Source organism: Litchfieldia stipae (assembly GCF_014837155.1).
GTDB lineage: Bacteria > Bacillota > Bacilli > Bacillales > Bacillaceae_L > Litchfieldia.
Genome location: NZ_JACYHA010000001.1, coordinates 292,518 through 317,514 on the forward strand (window position 1 = coordinate 292,518; position 24,997 = coordinate 317,514).

The 24,997-nt window shown below is 35.4% G+C and carries 22 protein-coding genes; 4 read left to right on the plus strand and 18 right to left on the minus strand.

Features of this window, described 5'->3' with window-relative positions; all coding sequences use genetic code 11:
- Positions 1-19: 19 nt before the first annotated feature.
- Entirely contained in the window at positions 20-1,942 is a 1,923-nt protein-coding gene (locus F7888_RS01425; protein ID WP_191776513.1) for a right-handed parallel beta-helix repeat-containing protein, read from the minus strand.
- A 124-nt stretch (positions 1,943-2,066) separates the two neighbouring features.
- Here F7888_RS01425 and F7888_RS01430 point away from each other — a divergent pair, with 124 nt between their 5' ends.
- From F7888_RS01430 to F7888_RS01440, 3 genes are all read left to right on the plus strand, one after another.
- Positions 2,067-2,822, plus strand: coding sequence for an AraC family transcriptional regulator (locus F7888_RS01430; protein WP_191776515.1), 756 nt, complete (start codon positions 2,067-2,069; stop codon positions 2,820-2,822).
- A 139-nt stretch (positions 2,823-2,961) separates the two neighbouring features.
- Positions 2,962-3,108 carry a hypothetical protein gene (locus F7888_RS01435; RefSeq protein ID WP_191776517.1) on the plus strand — a complete coding sequence of 49 codons (147 nt, stop codon included), beginning with the start codon at positions 2,962-2,964 and terminating at the stop codon, positions 3,106-3,108.
- Between the two features lie 223 nt (positions 3,109-3,331).
- Positions 3,332-4,180 (plus strand): DegV family protein, encoded by an 849-nt coding sequence (locus tag F7888_RS01440; RefSeq protein ID WP_191776519.1) that lies wholly within the window; start codon positions 3,332-3,334, stop codon positions 4,178-4,180.
- 56 nt (positions 4,181-4,236) lie between these two features.
- On the opposite strand, the gene F7888_RS01445 is transcribed toward F7888_RS01440, so the two are convergent.
- The 17 genes from F7888_RS01445 to F7888_RS01525 all read right to left on the minus strand — a co-directional run bounded on the left by F7888_RS01445 (position 4,237) and on the right by F7888_RS01525 (position 23,822).
- Positions 4,237-5,406: a TraB/GumN family protein gene (locus F7888_RS01445; protein WP_191776521.1), complete on the minus strand. Its 1,170-nt coding sequence runs from the start codon at positions 5,404-5,406 to the stop codon at positions 4,237-4,239.
- A 107-nt stretch (positions 5,407-5,513) separates the two neighbouring features.
- Complete coding sequence (locus F7888_RS01450; RefSeq protein ID WP_412095973.1) at positions 5,514-6,137, minus strand: TetR/AcrR family transcriptional regulator; 624 nt, start codon at positions 6,135-6,137, stop codon at positions 5,514-5,516.
- A 16-nt stretch (positions 6,138-6,153) separates the two neighbouring features.
- The gene (locus F7888_RS01455) at positions 6,154-6,840 is read right to left on the minus strand and encodes a GTP pyrophosphokinase (RefSeq protein ID WP_191776779.1); all 687 of its coding nucleotides are present in this window, start codon (positions 6,838-6,840) and stop codon (positions 6,154-6,156) included.
- A gap of 292 nt (positions 6,841-7,132) precedes the next feature.
- Positions 7,133-8,587, minus strand: a complete 1,455-nt coding sequence (cls, locus tag F7888_RS01460) for a cardiolipin synthase (RefSeq protein ID WP_191776524.1) — start codon at positions 8,585-8,587, stop codon at positions 7,133-7,135.
- Positions 8,588-8,719: 132 nt separating this feature from the next.
- Positions 8,720-11,803 carry an efflux RND transporter permease subunit gene (locus tag F7888_RS01465; RefSeq protein WP_191776526.1) on the minus strand — a complete coding sequence of 1,028 codons (3,084 nt, stop codon included), beginning with the start codon at positions 11,801-11,803 and terminating at the stop codon, positions 8,720-8,722.
- 342 nt (positions 11,804-12,145) lie between these two features.
- On the minus strand, positions 12,146-14,113 hold the full coding sequence (locus F7888_RS01470; protein ID WP_191776528.1) for an LTA synthase family protein: 1,968 nt from the start codon (positions 14,111-14,113) through the stop codon (positions 12,146-12,148).
- Between the two features lie 237 nt (positions 14,114-14,350).
- The gene (locus tag F7888_RS01475; RefSeq protein ID WP_191776530.1) at positions 14,351-14,491 is read right to left on the minus strand and encodes a hypothetical protein; all 141 of its coding nucleotides are present in this window, start codon (positions 14,489-14,491) and stop codon (positions 14,351-14,353) included.
- 116 nt (positions 14,492-14,607) lie between these two features.
- Positions 14,608-15,525, minus strand: a complete 918-nt coding sequence (gene cyoE / locus F7888_RS01480) for a heme o synthase (RefSeq protein ID WP_225228529.1) — start codon at positions 15,523-15,525, stop codon at positions 14,608-14,610.
- 187 nt (positions 15,526-15,712) lie between these two features.
- The gene (locus F7888_RS01485) at positions 15,713-16,636 is read right to left on the minus strand and encodes an AEC family transporter (protein WP_191776532.1); all 924 of its coding nucleotides are present in this window, start codon (positions 16,634-16,636) and stop codon (positions 15,713-15,715) included.
- A 141-nt stretch (positions 16,637-16,777) separates the two neighbouring features.
- Positions 16,778-17,809, minus strand: a complete 1,032-nt coding sequence (locus F7888_RS01490; protein ID WP_191776533.1) for a sulfate/molybdate ABC transporter ATP-binding protein — start codon at positions 17,807-17,809, stop codon at positions 16,778-16,780.
- A gap of 24 nt (positions 17,810-17,833) precedes the next feature.
- Positions 17,834-18,649 carry a sulfate ABC transporter permease subunit CysW gene (gene cysW / locus F7888_RS01495; RefSeq protein WP_225228554.1) on the minus strand — a complete coding sequence of 272 codons (816 nt, stop codon included), beginning with the start codon at positions 18,647-18,649 and terminating at the stop codon, positions 17,834-17,836.
- Positions 18,650-18,709: 60 nt separating this feature from the next.
- Entirely contained in the window at positions 18,710-19,546 is an 837-nt protein-coding gene (gene cysT, locus F7888_RS01500; RefSeq protein ID WP_318246211.1) for a sulfate ABC transporter permease subunit CysT, read from the minus strand.
- Positions 19,547-19,571: 25 nt separating this feature from the next.
- Positions 19,572-20,615, minus strand: coding sequence for a sulfate ABC transporter substrate-binding protein (locus F7888_RS01505; RefSeq protein ID WP_225228530.1), 1,044 nt, complete (start codon positions 20,613-20,615; stop codon positions 19,572-19,574).
- A gap of 137 nt (positions 20,616-20,752) precedes the next feature.
- Positions 20,753-20,941, minus strand: coding sequence for a YezD family protein (locus F7888_RS01510; RefSeq protein ID WP_191776539.1), 189 nt, complete (start codon positions 20,939-20,941; stop codon positions 20,753-20,755).
- On the minus strand, positions 20,913-21,374 hold the full coding sequence (locus F7888_RS01515; protein ID WP_191776541.1) for an RrF2 family transcriptional regulator: 462 nt from the start codon (positions 21,372-21,374) through the stop codon (positions 20,913-20,915). Before F7888_RS01515 ends, F7888_RS01510 begins: the two co-directional genes overlap by 29 nt.
- Positions 21,375-21,704: 330 nt before the next feature.
- Positions 21,705-22,043, minus strand: a complete 339-nt coding sequence (locus tag F7888_RS01520; RefSeq protein ID WP_191776543.1) for a zinc ribbon domain-containing protein YjdM — start codon at positions 22,041-22,043, stop codon at positions 21,705-21,707.
- Positions 22,044-22,154: 111 nt separating this feature from the next.
- Positions 22,155-23,822 (minus strand): ribonuclease J, encoded by a 1,668-nt coding sequence (locus F7888_RS01525; RefSeq protein WP_191776545.1) that lies wholly within the window; start codon positions 23,820-23,822, stop codon positions 22,155-22,157.
- Between the two features lie 179 nt (positions 23,823-24,001).
- On the opposite strand from F7888_RS01525, the gene guaC reads away from it, so the two are divergent.
- Entirely contained in the window at positions 24,002-24,985 is a 984-nt protein-coding gene (gene guaC, locus F7888_RS01530) for a GMP reductase (RefSeq protein ID WP_191776547.1), read from the plus strand.
- Positions 24,986-24,997: the final 12 nt, after the last annotated feature.

A 24,997-nucleotide genomic window follows, 5' to 3' on the forward strand; every position in this document is an offset into this window, starting at 1 on the left:
GAGATGATACAATAAATTCTTATCCCCAAACCTTCACATAATTTTCACCTTTTTGAAATTGAGCGATTGGCCCCAATACACTCCTTGCTTCTCGTTGATTACCCAGAAAATCGATATCCAGAATTAATTCACTTCCATCTGGGTTCTCAAATTCCGCATCAACTATACGTACTCTTTTTAACGTTTTTGTGGATGGAATGTCTCCAAGTAATCTCTCAAAATCTTCGGGTAGATTAAGATGGAGATATACTTCATTTCCAGACTCCACAATTTTAATTTGCGGATTAAATTGATCTGCTTCGAGTTTCTCGTTTTCTCTTGCGAATGGTTTCGCACCATTGAAGTACGCATTACGGTTTATATACACTGGCTGTTCTACTTTATTAAAGGACTGATGATCTCCATCTTCTTGATGTACAGTCTCGATATATTCCTCAAGAGATGTTGGATAACCATTATAGTGAGAGGTACCAACATTTTCTAGATTCACATCACCAATAAAGATATTGTTATAGAATCGATCATCTCCCCCGTATACTGGAGCAAAACCAGCCACTTCTGTACTATGCGGCACATGATATGGCGTTGCACGATCAAGCATTTTACGATGAACCATTTTTCCGCGAATGATATTGTTAATATAAGCTCCACCTTGTGCATGGTTATCTAGCGCATAGTCTGCGGTTAATATATTATGATCAACAATATATGGACCACTGCTCACCTCGACAAACAAGTCACGGTTATTCCGATAATACAAATTTCTGCTTACTCTTGTACCTTGTGTCTGCCAATCTAGCCAAGTTCCTAACGAACAATCATGAATACGATTATCATGAATTTGCACATCAATTGCTGCATGCAACTTAATACCAGCTATCTCATGGCCATAGAACTCCCGCTTTAAAGCAATGTTATAAATATGATTATTATAAATTTCACTAAATACACAACCTAGGTGACCAACAATACCATTTTGACCACAATCATAAATCGTATTATTACGAATAATATGGGAGCCGATTTTTTCTTTACTCCATCCTATTTGTCTAGCAGAAAAGACGGATTCTAATTGATATTGATAGCCTGGCTTATCTTTACGGATCGTACGATAATTATGACCTGTCGAAGCCTCCTTACCAATACTAATCGCACTACATTTTGCATCATGGATAATGTTGTCCTCGATAATCCAGCCTTTACTCCAATGAGGCCCGATGAGTCCTGGCTGATCAGCTGTTGGTGGAGTCCAAGGAGTAGCTGCTTGAGCCATTTCAAAGCCTCTTACCGTAATATAATTAATGCCAACTTGTTCTGGATAAAAACACGCTTTTCGTACATTGATTTCAACTAATTCCTCATTAGGATTAGCGTCATGAAAATTTGCATAGATGGTCGTATACTTTTCATCTACTTCCGCATACCAAACGTATTTCGTTTGTTCTTGGTTTGATACAGGTACAACCGTATTCGTCCAATGATCTAACACCTGCATTTTCACTTCAGGATTTTTCAACTGTTCAAAGGTTTCAGCCTCATAAAAAGACATACCATTTAAATAAACATCACCAAGATGTCTTCCAGGATTATACACAACCCAGTCACCGAAAATCTCTTCTTTGTATGGATTAAATTCACCGAAAAACGTATTAGCTAATTTGACTTCCCAAATCGTTCCGTCTACTTGTTTCCAATCTTGAATTTGCTCTGAGCCTTTGATTACTACCTTTTCACCTACAGCTGCTTGATATGTAACTCTTCTATACTCACTTAATCCCGAATGCTTTGGTTTTACCCATTCACGATATTCTCCCTCATGGACAATAATTGTATCTCCTGCGACCGCAACAGAAGCGGCTTTATTGATCGTCAAGAACGGATTCTCTTTCGTTCCTTCAGCAGTATCAGAGCCATTCTTTGCAACATGATATTCAAAAGTCATTTTAGTTCCTCCTTCATATAATCACAGCTAGCTTTATTATAGGAGTAAAACTAAAGCTATTTCTATTCAAAACATAGTATAATGTAAGACAATATTGGTGTTTATTTTCAGGAGGGTGAAACTTATGTTTTTTTTCGAGCATCATGGTGTTGAGGAAAAAGAATCTTTTCAAACTTTTAAATCAGTTAATCAAACCTTTCCTTTACACTTTCACCGTGCTTACGAGCTTATCTTCGTCAATGAGGGAGAATTGATTGTTACGATTGACCATAAAGAGTATATAATGCACCAAAATGACATCGCTTTCATTTTTAATAATCAAATGCATGAGTTTAAAACATTGAATCAGTCCGATATTACAATTGTTATCTTTTCACCTGAATTAATTGGGCATTTTTTTATGAAATATAAGGGCTATGTTCCTGAAAATAATGTTATTCACATAAATGATATCCCCAATTTAACTATACTAGATTCGATATATCGTCAAAAAAGCTTTCTATATGATATTTGTGGAAGACTCGTCGATCATACATCATTCATTCCAGTAGAGCATTCATCTAAAACAAAAGTCTTACATAAAATTCTACTTTATGTTGATCAAAATTATAGTGAGGATTGCACACTAAAGGTAATTTCTAAACAATTACAATACGATTATGCTTACTTGTCAAAACTCTTTATTCAGATGGCAAACATGAGTTTCACTGAATACTTGAATCATTATCGAATATCACAGGCTTGTTATCTATTAAAAAATAGTCAGCAATCTATTAGTGAAATTGCATTAAATTGTGGTTATAATAACCTGCGATCGTTCAATCGTAATTTTAAAAGAGTAACTAACCACTCACCTAGTGGATTTAGAGAATTATCGTAATACATAGCTTACAGTGCGCCTGCATCACAATAACTAATACAAAATTAAATGAATCTCTTTTCCTTCCTTACCTACCTGACCCCCAAATACAGAATCTTATTTCCGTATTTTTATATAAACTACAGAAGGAGAGGAAGTTATGATTAAACGAACATTGAAGCTTGACCATGAAGAAATTGATAAACTCCTTGAATTCATTGATAAAGATCGATTTAAGGATATAAAATGGACATTTGTAACTGAAGAGGAAATGGAATCTTTATTAGATAACCCTCACGCATTATGAACGAACATCGCATACATGTAATACTTACTAATGATTTTCTCATGAAAACAATACCTAAATATCTTCATTTGGCTGAAGGTGAGTTCAAAAGCTCTCTTTCAGCCTTTTCTTTTCTAATCGTTATAGGGAGTATTTTTATAGTACCAGCTATTAATACTTGGTATTATTGTGAAAATTCAGTATAATATTAGTATTCCAGCTATTAGAAGGGACTGAAGAGTATATGGAAAGGAAAGTGGCTTTTGTAACAGATAGCACTGTATATTTATCAAAGGAGCTACAAGAACATCCTGATGTATATGTGGTACCTATTGTAGTAATATCAGAGGGGCGTGAGTACGAGGATGGGATTGACTTATCATCTGAACAGTTATATGACATCATCCGTAACAACAAAGAAGTCCCTAAAACATCGCAGCCATCAGTCGGACGATTTGTTCAATTATATGAACAACTACAAAAAGAGTATGATTATGTGATTTCAATTCATGTCTCGAGTAAATTAAGTGGCACTGTATCAAGTGCAGCTGCTGCAACAAATCATGTTGATTTAGAGATTGAAATCATTGATTCCCTTTCTATTTCATACGGAATGAGTGAACTTATTCTTAAAGGCATACAATTAATTGAACAAAATCTAGAAATAAAGGATGTAGTTACCCAACTAAAAAAACAAGTAGCAACCTGCAATAATTTTGTTTTAATTAGCCAATTAGAGCAATTATATAAGGGTGGAAGAATGTCAGGGGCACAATTTTTACTTGGTAATCTCCTTCAAATAAGACCAATTCTTACGATTAACCCTGAAGGAGAGCTTGGATTATTTGATCGTGTTCGATCAGAAAAGAAAGCGTTATCAAAAATAATCGAATTATTAAAACAATCTTGTGAAGAGCATCATGTGAAACAAATTGGCATCATGCACGGCCAATTTCTAGAAAAGGCAATGGAAATAAAGCAAAAAATAGAAGAAGTAATTCCAGAAATTCATATTGTTATAGGAGAGGTTAGCTCCTCCATTGCTGTTCATGCAGGAGAAGGAGCAATCGCTCTATTTTGGTATCAGGAATAGCTTAATGAAAACAAAAAGCGCAGGCTCAATTAAACTGAACCTGCGCCTTATCATTTCTAAAATAAATTCTCTATAAACACTCTTATGACATCTGCTCCACCAATAAATGTCCCTAGAGAGCTACCAATGTTCGCTAAAACAACAATTAACAGAATGCGACTCACCTTGTTTCTCCAAAATCCTTTTACACTAAATACATCCTCTGAAATGGTTTCAAAGTCCTTCACACTTGGTCTACGGATATAAGCCTGTGTTAGTCCAGCAAACCACCCCGCTGCTAGAAGTGGATTTAAAGACGTAATTGGCGCCGCCAAAAAGGCTGTAAGTATCGTAAGTGGATGCCCCATCGCAATTGCCGCTCCTATTGCAGATAAAGAGCCATTCCATAATATCCAGCTAATGGTTTGAGAAAGACCAGCAGATGGATTAGCAATAAATGTATAAGCAATAATCGCTAAAATCAGAACTGGAATACTCCACCCAATAATCTTAGGAAGCTTTGATTTAGGAGGTAACGTTGTTAAGCTAGCAATATCTTGTTCTTTTTTGATTTCTTCTTTAATCCCTGGTACATGAGCTGCCCCTAACACGGCAACTATTTTCTCCCCTGGTGCATGTTTAATTTTATGAGCTAGGTACTGGTCTCGCTCATCAATTAAAGGTGTTTTTAAACGCGGAAATGTTTCCGTGAATTCATTTAGCAGTGAGTTAATCATGTCCTGGTTTTTCATTTTTTCTAATTCTTCTTCTGAAATAGTTTCTTTACTAAATATGCTAGCAACAACCTGACTCAAAAGGATTGCCTTTCCCTTCAGTCCAATACTACCCCAGATTCTTGCAAATGTAATTTGAATATTTCGGTCAGCTAAGACAAGCTTCGCGCCTGTTTCCTTTGCTGATTCAATTCCCTGGATCATTTCTTGTCCAGCTTTGATATCTAATTGATTAGCCATTCGGTTTTGAAAGGAAGAAATGGCCAAATTGATTAACAGCAATGAAGCCTTTTTCTGTTTAATCACCTGAATAATATCCATGTCCTTCCACTTACTACCTTCAATAATCGACTGGTACCTTTGTTGATCTAATTCAACACAAACAGAATCAGGTCTTTCCGCTTCAATCACTTCTTTAACCTGTTCTGCACTATGTTTTGATACATGCGCAGTTCCAATAAGTATATACTCTTTTCCATCTAACTGAATTCTCGTAATGTTTTCCTCAACCATAGATACCTTCCTTTAATAGGCCAACATGCCATCTATTAAAACAATCATCATCAAATACTTTTTCATTTGTCTATTATAGCATGAACCATCATGTGAATGGACGACTATTATGATTTGTTCCTGGCTAATCCTTGCTTCAACATATTGATTTCCATTCTATAGTTGTTCAAGGCTTCCTCGTTGGACAAATCTTTTGCGAATCTCTCTACGAAATTTCGAAAAGTGACAGATGAGATAATTTGAATCACATAATATAATTCTTTCTCTTCATTTATATTTAAAGTATCTTTATTGATATAAGAGCTGATTTCCTGAAAGCTCCTACTTGCACTATGATGATCCCTAAAAATACCAGAAAACTTGTCTTCAACCTTGTAGGTCATATTCAAGAAGATATTCCTCAACAAGTAGAAGTTCTCTTCTTCTTCGATGATTAATGTAAACACTTCTATCATCGTTTCAAATAAATCCCCTTGATGCTTTTTCAATATGGTGACAAATTGGTTATTCAAATCAAATACAAATTCACTTATTAAAAAGTAATAGGCATCTTCCTTGTCCTCAAAGTATTGATAAAAACTCCCACGAGGTATTTTTGCTTGCTTGACGATATTGCTTATAGATGCTTCATAAAAAGGAACTCGAGAGAACTCTTTCTTTGCTGCTTGAATTAGTTTTTGTTTCTTATCGTCAGGTAAATTATGGAATGTTATTTTCGGCAAGATTGACACCTCCTACTTAAATGATTTATTTCATATTTAACTTATCAGTGTTTAGGTTTAAGAACATACTTGGAAGATTGAGCTTCATGTTATCAATTAGTAGCTCACCAAAACTCTCTTCATTACCTAATTCTGCTTTCAACGTGTTCATTTCCTTATGAATTTTCTCCATTTTTATATCAAGTAATGCCGCGGATTCTGCTGCTTCCTTCAATTCATCCTTCATACTCTTAGGTATTTCTTTGTTGTATTTATAATAGATTTTGTGTTCAAGACTCGCCCAAAAATCCATGGCAATTGTACGAATTTGAATTTCCACATAGATTTGCTCTTCTCGGTCTGACATGAAGATAGGAATTTCAATAATTAAATGGAGACTTCGATATCCATTAGGTTTTGGATTTTTAATATAGTCCTTGCATTCAATCACCTTGATGTCCTTCTGCTTCTCAAGCATATTTTTAATCTCGTAAATATCAGAAATAAATGAGCAGTTGATCCGAATCCCAGCAATATCTCTGACATTTTCTTTGATTGATGGTAATGAAAGGCCATATCCCTTTTTTTGAACCTTTTTCAAAATACTTTCTGGTGTTTTAAGACGTGAACTGACGTGTTCAATTGGACTATAGTCATGGATAAACTCAAACTCTTGTTTTAATATATCAATTTTTGTATTCACTTCATCAAGGGCAAATTTATAGGCCATCATGAATCTGATTAGCTCTTTTTTTAGTTCTTTAATATTCAATAATGGATTTGATTGTAGATTTTTCACTTCGACGGTTCTCCTTTGTCTAAATCAGTGATTTAGATATTATGAACAAATTGTGACAACGTGTCACCTTACACTTTTAATACTATATGACAATGTGTCATCTGTCAAGATTCCCCCGTTATTTCAGTAATCAACAAATCGTTTTATATTTAGAGTCAGACTACCTATCGTACAAAAAAAAACCTACCTTTTATGTATTCTGAAAAGGTAGGACCAAATATGTAATTTATAGAATAGGTGATAACAGTCTAGAAATCGCTTCTTTGAATTTTATGAGATATGAGCGCTTCCGATAGCGTTCTATTGTTAACTTCGAGCATACTTGTCTGTCTTTCTCAAATAATTCATAAAGCTGAGTAGCAACCTTCTGATCGTAAACGGTCGCATTCACTTCAAAATTCAATTTAAAGCTACGTGTATCAATATTTGTGGTTCCGACTGAAGCTACTTCTTGATCAACCACAATGGTTTTCGCATGCAAAAATCCTTTTTCATAAAGTAAAATTTTTGCACCATATGATAATAATTCACCAGCATATGCCCATGTAGCCCAATAGACAAACGGATGATCTGGCTTATTGGGAATCATAATATGTACATCAACGCCAGACAATAAAGCAATTTTGCAGGCATCCATAAAGCTTGAATCTGGTATGAAATATGGCGTTTGGATATATACACTTTTTTTAGCGGACAGAATTAATTTGATATACATATTCTTAAGGTGCTCTGTTTCTGAATGTGGTCCACTTGCAACAATTTGCACTGGACTCATACCTTTACTCTTCTCTGACTGAAAAGAGAATTGCTTAATATTTACCTTTTGTTGTTTCGTTGCTTGATTCCAATCCAGAATAAATCTTCCTTGAATCTCATTAACGGCACCACCCATTATTTTAAAATGAGTGTCTCTCCAATAACCAAATTTTCTTTTTAGACCTAAATACTCATCCCCAACGTTAAAACCACCAATATAGGCGATCTTTCCATCAATGATACAAAGCTTGCGATGGTTACGATTGTTTATCCGAAAATTCACTAATTTAAGAAACGAAGGAAAAAACACTCCTACCTCTCCATCATGAGCTCTGAGCTCTTTAAAGAACGAACGTGAAATGGTTCTAGATCCAAAACCATCATAGAGAATGCGTACTTTCACACCTTCTTTTGCTTTTTTGACAATTGCATCTCTCAACTTTTTCCCTAAAGAATCGCGTTTAATTATATAGTATTGAATATTAATTTCTTTTTTTGCTTGACTAATATCATCAAACAAAGAATTAAATTTGTCATGTCCATCATTGAAAATCACAATATCGTTATCCATTGAGACTAGTGAATTTGATGAACTTAAATTCAACTGGATTAAATCAGAATATTTATTGATTAATTCGTGATCACTTAATTTATTATCTTTTAATTCTTCCAATTGTTTATCGACAACAGATTGGAGATAGGCGCTTTCCTCACTTGATAATTTGTAGAAGTTCTTCTTTTTTAATTGCCTGCCAAGAAAAATGTATGCAACAAACCCAAGTAATGGAACAAAATAGATAATCATTAACCAAGCCCAAGTGGAGCCAATTGCTCTCCTTTCAAAAAAAACAACAACTGCAGCTAGCAAAATATTACCAAACGTAATAATCGAAATAATCATTGTAATTAAGTTACTTAGCTCCATACATACATCCTCTCGAACTCCATTTTAAAATCACTTATATCTTGATATTATATTACCACTAATTCATTGAAATAGACTAACAGTCCACACAAAAAACCCTACAAGATGAAATATCCTGTAGGGTTTTCAGATTTAATTTTCTACGACTTCTTTACGGTTTTTCTTAAATAACTTAGATAAAACTTCATATACGATTGGCACAACAATTAATGTTAATAATGTTGAGCTTGTTAATCCACCGATTACGGTAATACCTAGTCCTTTTGATATTAAACCACCACCACCAGATCCAATTGCCAATGGCATGAGAGCACCGATGGTTGCAATAGCCGTCATTAAAATTGGGCGTAGACGAGTTGCCCCAGCTTCAAGAACTGCATCACGCATACTCATACCTTCACGTTCCATATGAATAATCCGGTCTACAAGGACAATAGCATTCGTTACTACGATACCAATTAACATTAATAATCCCATCATTACAGAAACTGAAATCGTTTCACCTGCAATTAATAACCCTACAAATGAACCAATTACTGCAAATGGTAGAGAGAATAGAATCGCAAATGGTGCAACCCCTTCACCAAATGTAACTACAAGAATGAAATACACGATTGCAATAGCGGCAAGCATCGCTACTCCTAACTGTGTGAAGGTTTCTGTCATATCAGCAGCAGCACCAGCCACACCAATTGTTACACCATTAGGTAAGTCTAACTTATCAATAGCTGAATCTACTTCTGAAGTTGCTTTAGAAATATCATCACCAATGATTGTACCTGAAACGGTTGCGTAGTATTCACCTTTACTACGTGCAAGTGTATTTAACGTTGTACCTTCTTCTACAGTAACCAAATCAGACAGTGGCATTGTCGTACCCATTGCAGTCGGTACCTGAGTTGCCAAAATATCTTCAATTGATTTAGGTTGTTCTTCCTGCTTTTGTTGAACGATAACTTCTAAAGTATTACCGTCCTTTTCAACAGAAGTTAATACTTCTTTTGTTCTATTAGGGCTTAACATCATCACAATTTGTCCTGTAGTTAAACCATATTGTAATAATTCATCTTGTTCTACTTTGAAGGTATATTCAACATAAGCCTCTTCAGCACTAGAAGAAATATCCTTTAAGCCTTCATTTTCATGCATAATGTCTTCTACCATATTTACAGCCTCGTTTAGCTTATCTAAATCTTCACTGTAAAATGTGTAGCTTACTTCATTCGTAGGCATTGACATTGACGTAAAGTTCTGGCTTTTCCACTCACCTGATTGGTTAATGGTAAAGACATACTCTTCAATTTCATCACGAACCTCCGCAAAATTATCCATTTCTGGGTCAAAGATGAGGTACATTAATGCACCATCGCCTCCACCACCCATCATAGCTGCCATTGGATCTCCACTGTCATTGACAGATAATTGAACAATATCAATATCTTCATGCTTTAATAGCTCTTCTTCAACAACTTCAATGTTTGATAATGTTTCTTCTGATAATTCACCAGTCGCTGGAGTATATGTTAAGTACATTACTTTTTCTTCTTCACTACCCATGAAGCTAAAGCCAATGAAAGGTGTTAACACCAAACTACCAGCAAGCAGTAGAACAGAAATAATGGATGTTATTACCTTGTGATTTAATGTCCATTCCAAAATTCCCTTATACCAATTAGCTAACTTGCCAACTTCTTTATGACTGCTTTCTGTCTTTTCACTATAGAGTTTCTTCTTAAATAAGTAGTGAGATAATGCTGGCACCACTGTTATCGCAACAAGTAAGGAAGCACCAAGTGCAAATGTCATTGTTAATGCAAATGGCATGAATAATTCTCCAACCATTCCACCAACAAAGATTAATGGAGCAAATACAGCTACCGTTACCAATGTTGACGAGAGAATTGGTTTGAACATTTCAATTGTCGCTTCACGAACAAGTGCACGACCAGTCAACTTCTCTTCTTTTAAATGCAATCGACGATAAATATTTTCAACGACGACAATTGAGTCATCAATTACCCGTCCTATTGCAACGGTTATCGCACCTAATGTCATGATATTTAATGTAATACCCATCCAATTTAATAACAGTAACGCCATGAAAATCGAAACTGGAATAGAGATGATGGATATAATCGTTGATTTGAAATCACGGAGGAATAATAGAATGATAAGTACTGCAATTAATCCACCAAATAATGCTTTTTCAATCATTGTTGTCACTGACTCTTCGATCGGTGCACCCTGGTCAAGTGTTACATCAATAATTAAATCATCCACTCTAGCCTGCTCATCTTCTATTAATTCTTTCACACTATTTACAACACTAACTGTATTTGCTTGTTGTCCTTTGACTATTTGAATAGCAATTGCATCTTTCCCATTAGTACGAGAGACAGATTGTACTTTTCCAACAACTTCAATTGTTGCAATCTCACTAAGCTTTACAAATGGTGTTGGATTCGTTTCTGACGGTGTAATTGGAATAAGCATATCCTTTAGTTCATCTGCTGTCATGAACTTACCATCAATCGCTACAGCTTGTTCCCCTTCTTCAAACTCATACATACCTAATGAAACTGATAGGTCACTTGCTTGAATCATTTGTTTGACAGAGTCCTCTGTTAAGCCAAGTTCAGCCATCTTGTCTTCGTTATATGTCAACTCAACTTCTTCAATATGCTGACCTGTGATTGTTGCTGATGCAACACCCTCAATTTTCTCTATTTTCGGAAGTATTACCTCTTCTACTGTTGAAGTTAATTCAACAATATCCTCGCCCTCACTACTTACACTTAATGCTACAACCGGCATCATGTTCATGCTTATTGCTGTAATGACTGGGCTCTGTGCTCCTTCTGGTAGAGTCACAGAATCTAAAGCAGCCTCTAGTGAACGCTTTGCCTCATCCATGTCTTCACCATACTCATATTCCACTTGAATACTCGACATGTTTGAATATGAATTTGAATAAACAGATTTAACACCTTCTAAACCTTCAACTGCTTTTTCTAATGGTATGGATACATCCTCCATCACTTGCTCTGGAGTAGCTCCAGGATATACATCCATAACCATTAAATATGGAATAGAAATATTAGGAATCGTTTCCATGTTCATTCGTGTACCTGAATAAATACCAGATACTGTTATAATAATTGTTAGCAACCAAACCGCTAGTTTATTCTTTAGTACAAAATTTACTATAGCCTTCACATTTACACCTACCCTAAATTATCTTGTTCAACTCAATTACTTATATTAATGACTAGTCAGTCAGTTGTCAATCATTAAATTCCGGTACACATTGACCACGTAGTCAATATATTAATAAAAATAAACAGATAAACACATTTTAATTCAAAAATGTGTTTTTACTCTGGAAACTTTGTCCACTCACTTTCACTTTACTTTCATAACATATATTGTGCATTACAAAGTTACAGCCTGCTCATTACTCCTCTGATAGGAAGCACAATCGCCAGGTGCTTCCTTTTTTTCTTAATTTGAACAAGAAAAAGACTGTTGAGAAAAACTCAACAGCCTCATTTGATTTAATCACTCAGCATCTGTACTACTAGCATCAGTCGTAACTGGTAATGATTTATTCGTATAATTGAATTCAGTACGATCTACTGGACTAAACTCTTCTGGTGTATAGAAACGCAATAAGTCTCCTTCAACAAGGCGATCAGAGTATCTTAATTTCATCTCTGCAAATTCTTTTAATCGGTGAGCCTCTTCCGTTTCTTCTAATTCTATGCCAGTTGTTGAATCAAAGAATTTCCCAGTTGTATAAGTTATCTCAGGTCCAACAAAGTCACCATTTCTAAATGGAATTAATTCATCATGATCCTCTGATAATAAATCTGTACCAAATTGTACATACTGTTTTGTATCTATACCTAACAAGTGCATTAAAGTTGGAAGTAGATCAATCTGACCACCATATTGATGCATCTTGCCACCTTCCATACCAGGCACACGGATAAATAAAGGAACACGTTGTAAACCTGCACTTTCAAACTCAGTAATCTCTTTGTCTAACACTTTTGACATCGCACGATTATGATTTGCTGAAATTCCATAATGATCACCATACATAATAATCATCGTATTATCATACAAACCAGATTCCTTAAGATAATCGAAGAATTGCTTTAACGCCTCATCCGCATAACGGGCAGTTTGGAAGTAGTTATCTACAGACCTATTACCAGTTGTATGTGGCTCTATCGTTGTCAACTCTTGATCCATTGAATAAGGATAATGGTGAGTAACAGTAATGAACTTTGTATAGAATGGCTGTGGTAATGATTCAAGTAATGGAATAGATTGTTCAAAGAACGGCTTATCCATTAAACCATACTCAGCAAGGTCATCTGGATTCATATCGTAATAACTAGCATCAAAGAAATGATTGAAACCAAATGATTTATAGATTTCATCACGATTCCAGAACGTTCCATTGTTACCATGGAACACGGCTGAAGTATATCCCTCTTGTCCTAAAATCGCCGGGGCTGCTTGATACGTATTCATCCCTTTTGTAGAGAATGCAGATCCTTGTGGCAGACCATATAATGAATTTTCTAAGATAAATTCCGCATCAGCAGTTTTCCCTTGTGCTGTCTGATGGAAAAAGTTATCGAAATACATTGTATTCTGCTCTCTAGTTAATGAATTTAAAAACGGTGTTACTTCTTCACCATGTAGCTCATAATCAATCAAGAATGACTGGATAGACTCAAGGTGTAGGTAAATAACATTCATTCCTTCAGCTGCTCCAAAGTATTCAGAATTAGGCGCTGCATAATTTGAACGAGTAAAGTTCATGACTTCAGTAACATCATTACTATCAGCCATTGCACGTTTTGCAGATGCTTTCGTACTTTGTACAGCATCATAAATTGTGTAGTTATACATACCCAAATATTTCACAATATAATTTCGATCAAAAGTTCTTGTTAATAATTGTGGGCGATCTGCTTCAGCTAATCCTAGGTTAACAGACATAATAAGAATACTAGAAATAAACACGGCAGCAACGTTTCTACGTTTTACTAGTGAAATAGATTCTTTTCTTAGTCCAACACCTAGCACAATAATAATTAAAATCATAGTATCTAAGAAGAAAAGGAAATCATAAGGCTTTAAGAGTGATGTGACACTACCACTTACATCAGAAAAGTTCTGAGTCTGAGTCAAAGTTGGTAATGTAATGAAATCACTGAAAAAGCGATAGTAGACACTATTGGCAAATAATAGAAAACTCATAAATATATTAATTGCAATGAGCCAAATATATTTTCTTTTACCTTTTGCTAGTAGAGCAAGTCCAAGGAAAAATAAAGACGAGCCAAGAGGATTTAAGAATAGTAAGAATTTCTGCATACTATTATCAATTCCTAAATTAAATTCGTTCAGCTGAACTAAATAGGTTTTTATCCATAGAAAAATCACAGCTAGAAAGAAAAGGCTCATAAAATTATTTTTCGTTTTTATTTTGTTATACAAATTTTTCATAATTTTACACCTCTCCATATTATAGTGTTAAGAATTTGTAAATAGAATCTAAAGTTTTTGTATAAATTGTGATGACTAAATAGATATTAACTGTTTCTATGAAAAAGTCAAGATGCGCACAATTACCAATTTTGTTCCAATCTCTTTATTACTCTAAATGTAAACACTTACAAAAATATTTTCATAATCACTATAAAATCTTAAAAAAAATAACTCTTTTAAAAAGAGTTATTCGAGTTATTTTGTATTTTTAATAGGAGTGACAACAGCATATAAACTTTCGGTTGGATCTGAGACATTAAATTCGATTACTTTATAGCCAGAGATGGTTACTAGACTCTCTTTGTCATTAGTTATCTTTACTTGAGTTTCACTCATTGCTTCTCATCCTTTCTATATTATGACCAAAGTCACTATATGCAAATTGAAACCAATCTGTGACAGTAACCTTATTATTTTTTAGTCAATAAAAAAAAGACCTGATAAAGGCCTTCTTAGATAAAGAAAGTAACAATAATCATTAATGAAAATACAATCATTAGGTAATTAATTGAGTAAACAAACATCCTTGTCGCCCATTTGTGGTCAGAAATTTTTCCGAATCCTTTTAGAGCTATAACCATCCATACAAGCGTAAGGATGATCGTTGCAGTTATAAAGAAGAACCCCAACTCCAAAAAGAAAAACGAAGAAGCTAAAAGTGGAATTAAATAAAGAAAGGATTGTATTTTTGTTCTTCTTATACCAGCTACAACAGGAAGCATTGGTACTCCTGCTGCGCGATATTCCTCCACTCTTCTCGTTGCAAGCGCATAAAAATGCGGAGGTTGCCAGAATAACATCATCAAAAATAAACCAATTGCGATTGGATGTGTTAAATCTCCTGAAATCGCACCCCAACCAATTAATGGCGGAACTGCACCAGATAAACATCCTACCTCAGTGTTCCAAACCGTCCTTCTCTTTGTTAGCATTGTATATGCAAACACATAAAAAATAAAACCAAGTAAACCCATCACACCAGCTATTGTTGAAACAGTAAATAAGATAATCAACCCTACAGTCGTAAATAAGATTCCTAGCCATAAGGCGTGCAGCGGGTGTACTGTACCATTTACAGTTGGTCGTTCTAGCGTCCTAGACATTTTCGAATCAATGTCCCGATCATAATAATTATTTATTGCACATGCTCCACCAATCACAAGGCCAGCACCAATTAAAGTGAAAATAGCTGTCAAAATGTGATCAAGAAACATCAATTTATTTACATAAAGAGCTAAATAAAAACCTACAAACACCATAAATACATTGGAATTAATAATTCCTGTTTTTATTAGTTTGCTAAAGGCTGCCCAAGAAATCCTTTCACTTGTCACTATTGTTTTGTTGATAGAGCTATTCATATCACTCATACAGACTCTCCTTTAGTAGTAGTAAATAAGAAAATACTCGTGTCTTGTTGTCTATACCTCTAAATGTAGAAACAAGTGAATCATGAATATTACCCTAGTACATTGTACCTCAAACATATGATAACATCCTAGTTCTATCTATTGAATGACAAACTTTTGTCACATTTAAACTCCAAAATAAGGTAGCTTATTTAACTATACTAATTAAAATAGGTAGCACAATAAACGAAGCAATTGTACTCCAAAGAATCGTTTTTGAAACAAGTTTTGGTGAAGCATTAAATTCCTCTGCTAACACAACCGCATTTACAGCAACCGGCATACAAGCCAAAATAAATAACACGGTGAAAAGAGAACCCTGAATTTGTAGGATTGATAAACAAATCCATGCCATTATAGGGGCAATGATTAATCGAATGGTCAAGCCCGTCCAAAATGCTAGCTGAACCTTTGATTCTAATCTGTCCGTCTTCACCTTCATCATTTGTGCACCTAATATCGCCAACACAACAGGAGCATATGCACCTGCAATCATTGACATTCCTGATTCAAGTCCACTTGGCAGCTGTATATGAAACCCTTTTAGAATTAGAGCAGTCATAGCAGCATAAATAGCTGGTAGGGAAAACACTTTTTTTATCGCACCTTTAATGGTAAATTCGGATCTGGCTGCGAAATAGATTCCAATTGTATTGACAATAATCATTTGAAGGATGACGTACACTGATGCCTTTTCCAAGCCAACTTGACCTAATGTTAACAAAATAAGCGGAAGTCCATAATTGACACTGTTTGTAAAAGTAGAAATCAGTGTCATTCCTGCCCCTTCAGCTGGAGACAGCCTTAACGCCTTACTTAATAGTACAGCTACTCCCCAAAGTAGTAACAGATTAAGAATGGAGAATGCAACTGTTTTATATACATCATCCATTACTATATCTACTTTATATAACGTATCAAAAATAAGACCAGGAATTAAATAATACAATAGTAGAGTTTGTAGGGGCTTTGTATCTAGGTTTTTATAACGAGTTAAAACGGCACCGACAATTACTGGAATTGAAAGGGGAATAATTGCTTGCAATAGAATCGAAATCACAGATTGAAACACATATAGGACCTTCTTTCAAAATAGATTCATAGAGTCATATTTATTCTAACAAAAATAAGATGATTTCGAAAATTATACGAATTCACCTCAAATAGTCCTATGGATCACAATCACTATGTGATTATAGGACTATCATAAAAATTATGAATGAGCTATGAATAAGTTATTTCTAGATCGGTCATTATATCTTTTCATCTTTAGCAAATCGACAAACAGAATATCTCCTTTTTCAAGTGGACCAATTTCTTTGTATTTCTCATCATTCAATTCAACTTCAAAAAATTCTCCTGTATCCAGCCTTTTAAGTTCAATTCTCATAATTGCACCAATTGTATATACATGATAGACCTCTGATTTCACTTCATCATGCTTCAGTTGATTTTTACTTACACTAATTTCATGTGGGCGTATATAACTTTCAACCTGATTATTCTCATCCCCTTTAAACGTATTTACTCTTCCTAAGAAGCTGTAGACGAACGCGTTAACTGGGTGTTGATATATTTCCTCAGGAGAACCAATTTGCTCAACCCTTCCCTTATTCATCACTACGACCGTATCAGCCATTTCTAAGGCTTCCTCCTGGTCATGTGTGACAAAGACTGTCGTTATATTCAACCTCTCATGAACTTCCCTTAACCAATGACGTAATTCTTGACGTACCTTAGCATCTAACGCTCCAAATGGTTCATCTAGTAACAATACTTCTGGTTCAACTGCAAGTGCTCTAGCCAAAGCAATCCTCTGCCTTTGTCCTCCAGATAATTGAGAGGGGTAACGATCGGCAAGCTCTTCTAGCTGAACAAATGATAATAATTCACGTACCTTCGCTTCTATTTGCCCATTCGATGGTCGGATTTTCCTAGGACGCACTCTTAATCCAAATGCAATGTTTTCAAAGATGTTCATATGCTTAAATAATGCGTAATGTTGAAATACAAACCCCACCTTTCGATCCTTCACTGATTTATTTGTTGAATCCATCTCCTTAAAAAAGATCTTGCCATGATCAACCTGTTCTAGTCCTGCTATCATTCGTAAGAGTGTTGTCTTTCCAGATCCAGAAGGTCCTAAAAGAGCAACAAACTCTCCTGTAGGAATGTCTAAATTAATTTGATCGACTGCAGCAAATGAACCGAAAGACTTTGATACATTTTTTATGGTAATACTCATGTCACTAAACCCCTTCTATATTAATTAACTTGCTCTAAGTTTGTCAGTTTTCCATTCAACAACACTTTTCAGGATCAATGTAACAAGTGCCAACATAGCTAAAATGGATGCAACAGCAAAAGATGCTGTAAAATTATATTCGTTATAGAGGATTTCTACATGCAACGGAATCGTATTTGTTAAACCTCTAATATGGCCTGATACAACGGATACGGCACCAAATTCTCCCATAGCTCGTGCATTACAAAGAATGACACCATATAAAAGTCCCCATTTAATATTTGGGAGTGTCACTCGAAAGAACATTTGCCACCCATTTGCACCCAAGGTCATTGCTGCTTGCTCTTCCTCTGTCCCTTGCTCCTGCATAATTGGAATCAGTTCTCTTGCTACAAATGGAAATGTGATAAAGGTCGTCGCAAGAATGATTCCTGGTATAGCAAATATAATCTTAATATCATTTGCAGCCAGAATAGGTCCTAATAGACCATGAGCACCAAATAATAGAACAAAGATTAGCCCAGATATCACAGGTGAAATGGCAAATGGCAGATCGATTAACGTAATTAAGATATTTTTTCCTTTGAAATCAAACTTGGTAATCGCCCATGCCGCCATAACACCAAAAATTGTATTTAAGGGAACGGCAACAGCTGCGGTTATTAATGTTAACTTTATGGCAGATAAGGCGTCCTTCTCCACTAGTGATAAATAATACACCTCTACCCCTTTTTTAAATCCTTCTATAAAAACCGCAAGTAAGGGAAGAACCAAAAACACTCCTAAGAAAAGCAATGCAATAACGATTAATCCCCACTTTCTAAGTGAAGCAAAGTTCATTAGCTTATTTTTAACAGATGTTATTTCTGTTTTAATTTCTACCATTTCGCATTTCCCCCTCTACCCTACTTGATGTTTTTTTGCATGCTTCCACTGTATGAAGTTAATCATAAACAACAAAATTAAAGAAAAGACCAACATGACAGATGCAATGGCAGCAGCACCTGCATAATCGAACTGCTCTAATTTTGTGATGATGAGCAATGGGACAATCTCTGTTTTCATCGGCATATTTCCAGATATAAATACGACTGACCCATATTCCCCAAGTGCCCGCGCAAAGGCTAGCGCAAAGCCTGTTATTACCGCTGGAAGTATTGCTGGAAAGATAATTTTGAAGAAAATTTGAACTGAAGTTGCACCAAGAGTCGATGCTGCTTCTTCATATTGAATATCTATATCCTGCAAAACAGGTTGCACCGTTCTAACGACAAAAGGAAGTCCAATAAATGTTAATGCAATAATAATCCCCAGCTGTGAATAGGCAATCTTAATTCCTAACGGTTCAAAATATTGACCAATCCAGCCATTAGGAGCATAAATAGCTGTTAGTGCAATTCCTGCTACGGCAGTAGGTAAAGCAAAAGGTAAATCCACTAAAGCATCAATTAGCTTTTTTCCAACAAACTGATATCTGACAAGAACCCAAGCGATTAAAGTTCCAAAAATCGCATTAATTAATGCTGCCACAAAGGAAGTAATGAATGTCACCTTATATGAAGCAATAACCCGATCAGCAGTTACAATCTTAATAAAGTCATCCCAGCTTAATGAAACTGTTTTTAAAAACAGGATGGCTAATGGAATGAGCACAACCAAGCTCAAGTAAGCAATCGTATACCCCATAGATAAGCCGAATCCTGGTAATAGACGATGTTTTTTTGTTTTTCTTAACACGTGCGCCCCTCCCCTTGCCTCACTCTTACGGTTGATAAATCTCATCAAATATCCCACCATCACTGAAATGTGTTTGTTGTGCGTTAGTCCATCCACCAAACACTTCATCAATTGTAAATAGGTTAATTTCTGGGAAGCTCTCTTTATATTTTTCTACTATTTCTGGTAATCTAGGACGATAATAATGTTTTGCTGCAAGCTCTTGCCCTTCCTCACTATATAAAAAATCTAAATATGCCTTTGCTACCTCTGCTGTACCATGTTTTTCCGCAAATTGATCCACAACAGTAACTGGTGGTTCAGCAAGTATACTTTTCGATGGAACGACAATTTCAAATTTATCTTTTCCTAATTCATTGATGGCAAGAAATGCTTCATTTTCCCAAGCTAATAACACATCTCCAATGCCTCGCTCAACAAAAGTTGTTGTTGAACCTCTCGCACCTGAATCTAACACAGGAACATTCTTAAATATACGTTTAACAAACTCTTTTGCCTTCTCTTCATCCCCATTGTTCTCCTCTAGTGCATATCCCCAAGCGGCTAGATAGTTCCACCTTGCTCCACCTGATGTTTTAGGATTTGGAGTAATGACAGATACGTCTTCTTTTATAAGATCATCCCAATCCTTTATTCCTTTTGGATTTCCTTTGCGTACTAGAAAAACAATCGTTGAGGTATATGGTGAACTATTATCCGTAAGTCTTTCCTGCCAATCTGTGGCTAGTATACCCGCTTCACTAATTGAATCAATATCATAGGCAAGTGCTAACGTCACAACATCTGCCTCAAGGCCATCAATAACAGACCTTGCCTGTTTTCCAGAGCCACCATGTGATTGATTGATTATTACTTCTTGACCATATTGTTCTAACCAATGCTTAGCAAAGCTTTTATTGTATTCATCATAAAATTCTCGTGTTGGGTCATACGAAACATTTAATAGTTCAATTGTATCTTTTGTAGTCGTTTTAACTTCACCATCTGTTTCTGTCGATTGATTTGCACATCCTAAAGTTCCCAATAGTAATACAAGTGTGAGTAATGTACCAAGAGCTTTTTTCATCATTCCTTCTCCCCTTTTCGTATTTTTTTGGGTCTTTTAAAAAATTAAAAGACCCCATAGTTTTTGTACATGAATGTACGAAAAAAACTAATAGGGCCTTCGGCTGTCCGATCGGCAATATTCAACTAATAATATATAAGTCATTTCTTTTTTACGGTCTTACTATGTTCAATGTTTTTCTGTAATGGAAATCGATGCTTCTCGACTTTTTCAATTTGTGTAATTTGCGAATCGTGAATCGTTATATGAACCGTCCCATATTCCAAGCTTTCTATTGAACTAATAATCTTTTCAAGCACTTCATGATCTATTCGTGGTTTTGATGACAAGTAAATCCTCTCCTTCTACTAAACTAATCCTATTTTCAAGTAAATCCTCAAGTGATGTACGCTCGAGAACATAAGCAATTGTATCTCGAACTAATGACCAAAGTGGTTTTAGTTGACAACCTTCCTCCAGCGGACATGCTTCATATTTGGTAATAGACGCACACCCCATAGGTGAAAGTGGTCCCTCTAAATCTCTAATCACTTCTCCAATATTAATTTCATCCGGAGACTTATATAATAAATATCCTCCTTTAGCTCCCCTTTTACTTTGAAGATACCCTAGTTTCTTTAATTGCAGCAGCAGCTGTTCAAGATAATGAACTGTTACAAGTGTCTTTTCAGAGATTTCTTGAATCGACATTACTTTCCCTTGATTTTGACCTAATAAAAGTAATGCTCGCAAAGCATACTCTCCTTTACTTGAAACCTTCATCGTTTTCACCCTCCTATTATTGTTGAGTAAAACAGTCAACATTTGTTGAAAGAAGCCCATCCATTTTCTATGAAAGGTAATCTATTAATGGTTTCCCAAAGCCTTTTATTTTTAATTTAAATTATGTTAAAAGTCTAAAAAGGCTACTGTAAAAAGAATTTATTTTTTAACACTTGAACAAAAACCAACTATACAGATAGGAATTGTTTATTTTCCATTTTTTCTTATCTTAATATGTTGAATTCTAAAATGCAATATAAATTTTCAGCAATTTCATGTTTTTTTACAAACTAAAAAAACCTCCATATTAGGAGGCATCTATCTTTAAGACTATACTTTTTTTACAAACTCTGACTTTAAGCTCATTGCACCAAAGCCTTCAATTTTACAATCAATATCGTGATCTCCATCAACTAAGCGAATACCTTTAACCTTCGTCCCTATTTTGATTACTGAAGAGCTCCCTTTCACCTTCAAGTCTTTAATAACAGTAACTGTGTCACCATCATTTAAGACGTTTCCATTTGCATCCTTAACAACCTTCTCATCTTCATTTGTTTCAGAATCAGCTTGTGTCCACTCATGGGCACATTCAGGGCATACAAATAGATGACCATCTTCATATGTATAAGTTGAATTACATTTTGGGCAATTTGGTAAATGTTCCATCCTAGCATTCCTCCATTCTTCTCAATATCTTGACATAGTCCATCTCTATTGACAACTTGAAAAAGACTGTCTAAGTATAAACGAAGACAGTCTTTTTGAACATCTATATTGTTAGACTTCAATAATGATAGGGAGAATCATCGGTTTTTTCCTTGTTTGCTTAAAAATATGTTGTCCTACTGATTTCCTTACATTTTGTTTAATCTCGTTCCACTGGTACTTATTTTCCCCTTTAATTTCACTCACTGTTTTTTTAATTAAGCGGTTTACATCCTTTAACAAGTCCTCAGACTCTCTAGCGTAGACAAAACCGCGTGTAATTGTATCAGGCTCAGAAACCAGTTTCCGCCCCTTTTTACTCATTGTAAGGACGATTACAAGCATTCCATCCTCAGAAAGTTGCTTTCGATCACGTAATACTATATCACCCACATCATTAGCTCCGACCCCATCTACATACGTATTACCTGTTGGTATACTTCTAGTTTGCCGTGCAACCGAATTTTCAATATCGAGTACATCCCCATTTGTCATAATAAACGTATTGTCTTTTTCTACGCCCACTGATTCAGCCAAATCCCTATGAATATGTAGCATTCTATATTCTCCATGGATTGGCACAAAATAGGTCGGTTTAATTAGCGTAAGCATTAGCTTTAAATCCTCTTGATATCCATGACCAGAAACATGCATTCCCTTTCCAGATCCATAAATCACTTTCGCCCCAAGTGAGAATAAATTATCAACAATCTTCGTTACATTTCTTTCATTACCTGGAATTGGACCTGCTGCAAAGATTACCGTGTCCTCTGGCAAAATTTCTACTCCACGAAAATTCCCAGTAGATAATCGTGCAAGAGCAGCATTTGGTTCTCCTTGACTACCTGTACATAATACTGCAACTTCTTCTGGAGGTAACTCACCAATTTGATCTTGTTCTATTAACATTCCTTCTGGTACTTGTAAATAGCCTCTTTCCATAGCAATATCTACAACATTGACCATGCTACGGCCTAGTAAAGCTAGCTTCCGCTTTGTTATTTGACAGGCATCTACTACCTGCTGAACACGATTAATATTGGAAGCAAAGGTTGAGAGTATTACCTTTCGATCTGCTTTTCTAAATGCTTCAAGTACATGGTCGCCTACCATTTGTTCTGTTGGTGTTAGACCAGGTCGTTCGGCATTAGTACTTTCTGAGATAAGCAGTAAAACACCTTTATTACCGATTTCCGCCATTTTATGGATATCAGAATTCTCGTTTCCTGCTGGGGTTAAATCAAATTTAAAGTCTCCTGTGTGTACAACATTTCCAGCGGGAGTGTGAAACACAATACCTAAACAATCAGGAATACTATGAATTACTTTGAAAAAAGTAACCTTAATGTCACCAAAATCAAGCTCTGTGTCTGAGTTAATTTCAATCAACTCAGAGTCCCTAAGTAATTTATGCTCCTCTAGCTTTAATTCAATCAACCCTAAAGTAAACCTCGTCGCATAAACAGGAACATTCATTTTCTTTAGAAAATAGGGAATTCCCCCAATATGATCCTCATGCCCATGGGTGACAATTAAGGCGGTAATCCTATCCTTATTGTCATGTAAATATGACATGTCAGGAATGATGAGATCGACACCTAATAAGCTTTCATCTGGAAATTTGTTTCCACAGTCAATCAAAAAGATTTGATTTCCATATTCGATTGCATACATATTTTTACCGATTTCGTGTAAACCACCTAAAGCAAAAAAGGACAATGTAGTTTCATTCGTACTCAACGTAATTTCCTCCTACTTTTATAAGCTATCTGTAGTATGCCCTTTTCATTTTATAGACCATACGATATCTAGTAAGATTCTTTTAATTAGCGTATATTATAAAAAAATTTTGACATACTGAGAAAAAAAATGTACCGTACCATATGGTGGCATTTTTTATTAACTAGGGGGATTTAACTGTGGAAAATGTATTTGATTATGAAGATATTCAATTAATTCCGGCAAAAAGCGTGGTAAATAGCCGTTCTGAGTGTGATACATCTGTAACATTCGGAAAGCATACCTTTAAATTACCAGTCGTTCCAGCAAATATGCAAACCATCATAGATGAGAATATTGCAATTTATTTAGCTGAAAATAATTACTTTTATATCATGCATCGCTTTCAACCCGAAACAAGACTAGATTTTGTCAAAAATATGCATTCACGTGGATTAATAGCGTCAATTAGTGTAGGGGTCAAGGAAGAGGAGTATCACTTCATTCAACAATTAGCAGATGAAGGTCTAACTCCTGAATATATCACAATCGACATTGCACATGGACATTCCAATGCAGTAATAAAAATGATTCAGCACATTAAACAATACATACCTGAAAGCTTTGTGATTGCTGGAAATGTCGGAACACCAGAAGCTGTTAGAGAGTTGGAAAATGCTGGTGCAGATGCAACTAAAGTTGGAATCGGTCCTGGGAAAGTCTGTATCACTAAGATTAAAACTGGATTTGGAACTGGTGGATGGCAGTTAGCAGCTCTACGTTGGTGTGCTAAGGCTGCTAGCAAACCTATTATTGCTGATGGCGGAATTCGTACTCATGGCGATATTGCTAAATCTGTACGATTTGGAGCTTCTATGGTAATGGTTGGTTCACTCTTTGCAGGGCACGAGGAGTCACCAGGAGAAACGATTGAGAAGGACGGTAAGCTCTTTAAAGAGTACTTCGGTTCAGCATCAGAATTTCAAAAAGGTGAAAAGAAGAACGTTGAAGGTAAGAAAATGTTAGTAGAACACAAAGGCTCACTAGCAGAAACATTAAAAGAAATGGAACAAGATTTGCAATCCTCTATTTCGTATGCTGGTGGAAATAAATTAGAAGCCATTCGTTATGTGGATTATGTTGTCGTTAAGAATTCAATTTTCAACGGTGATAAGGTTTATTAATATTTAGAAAAA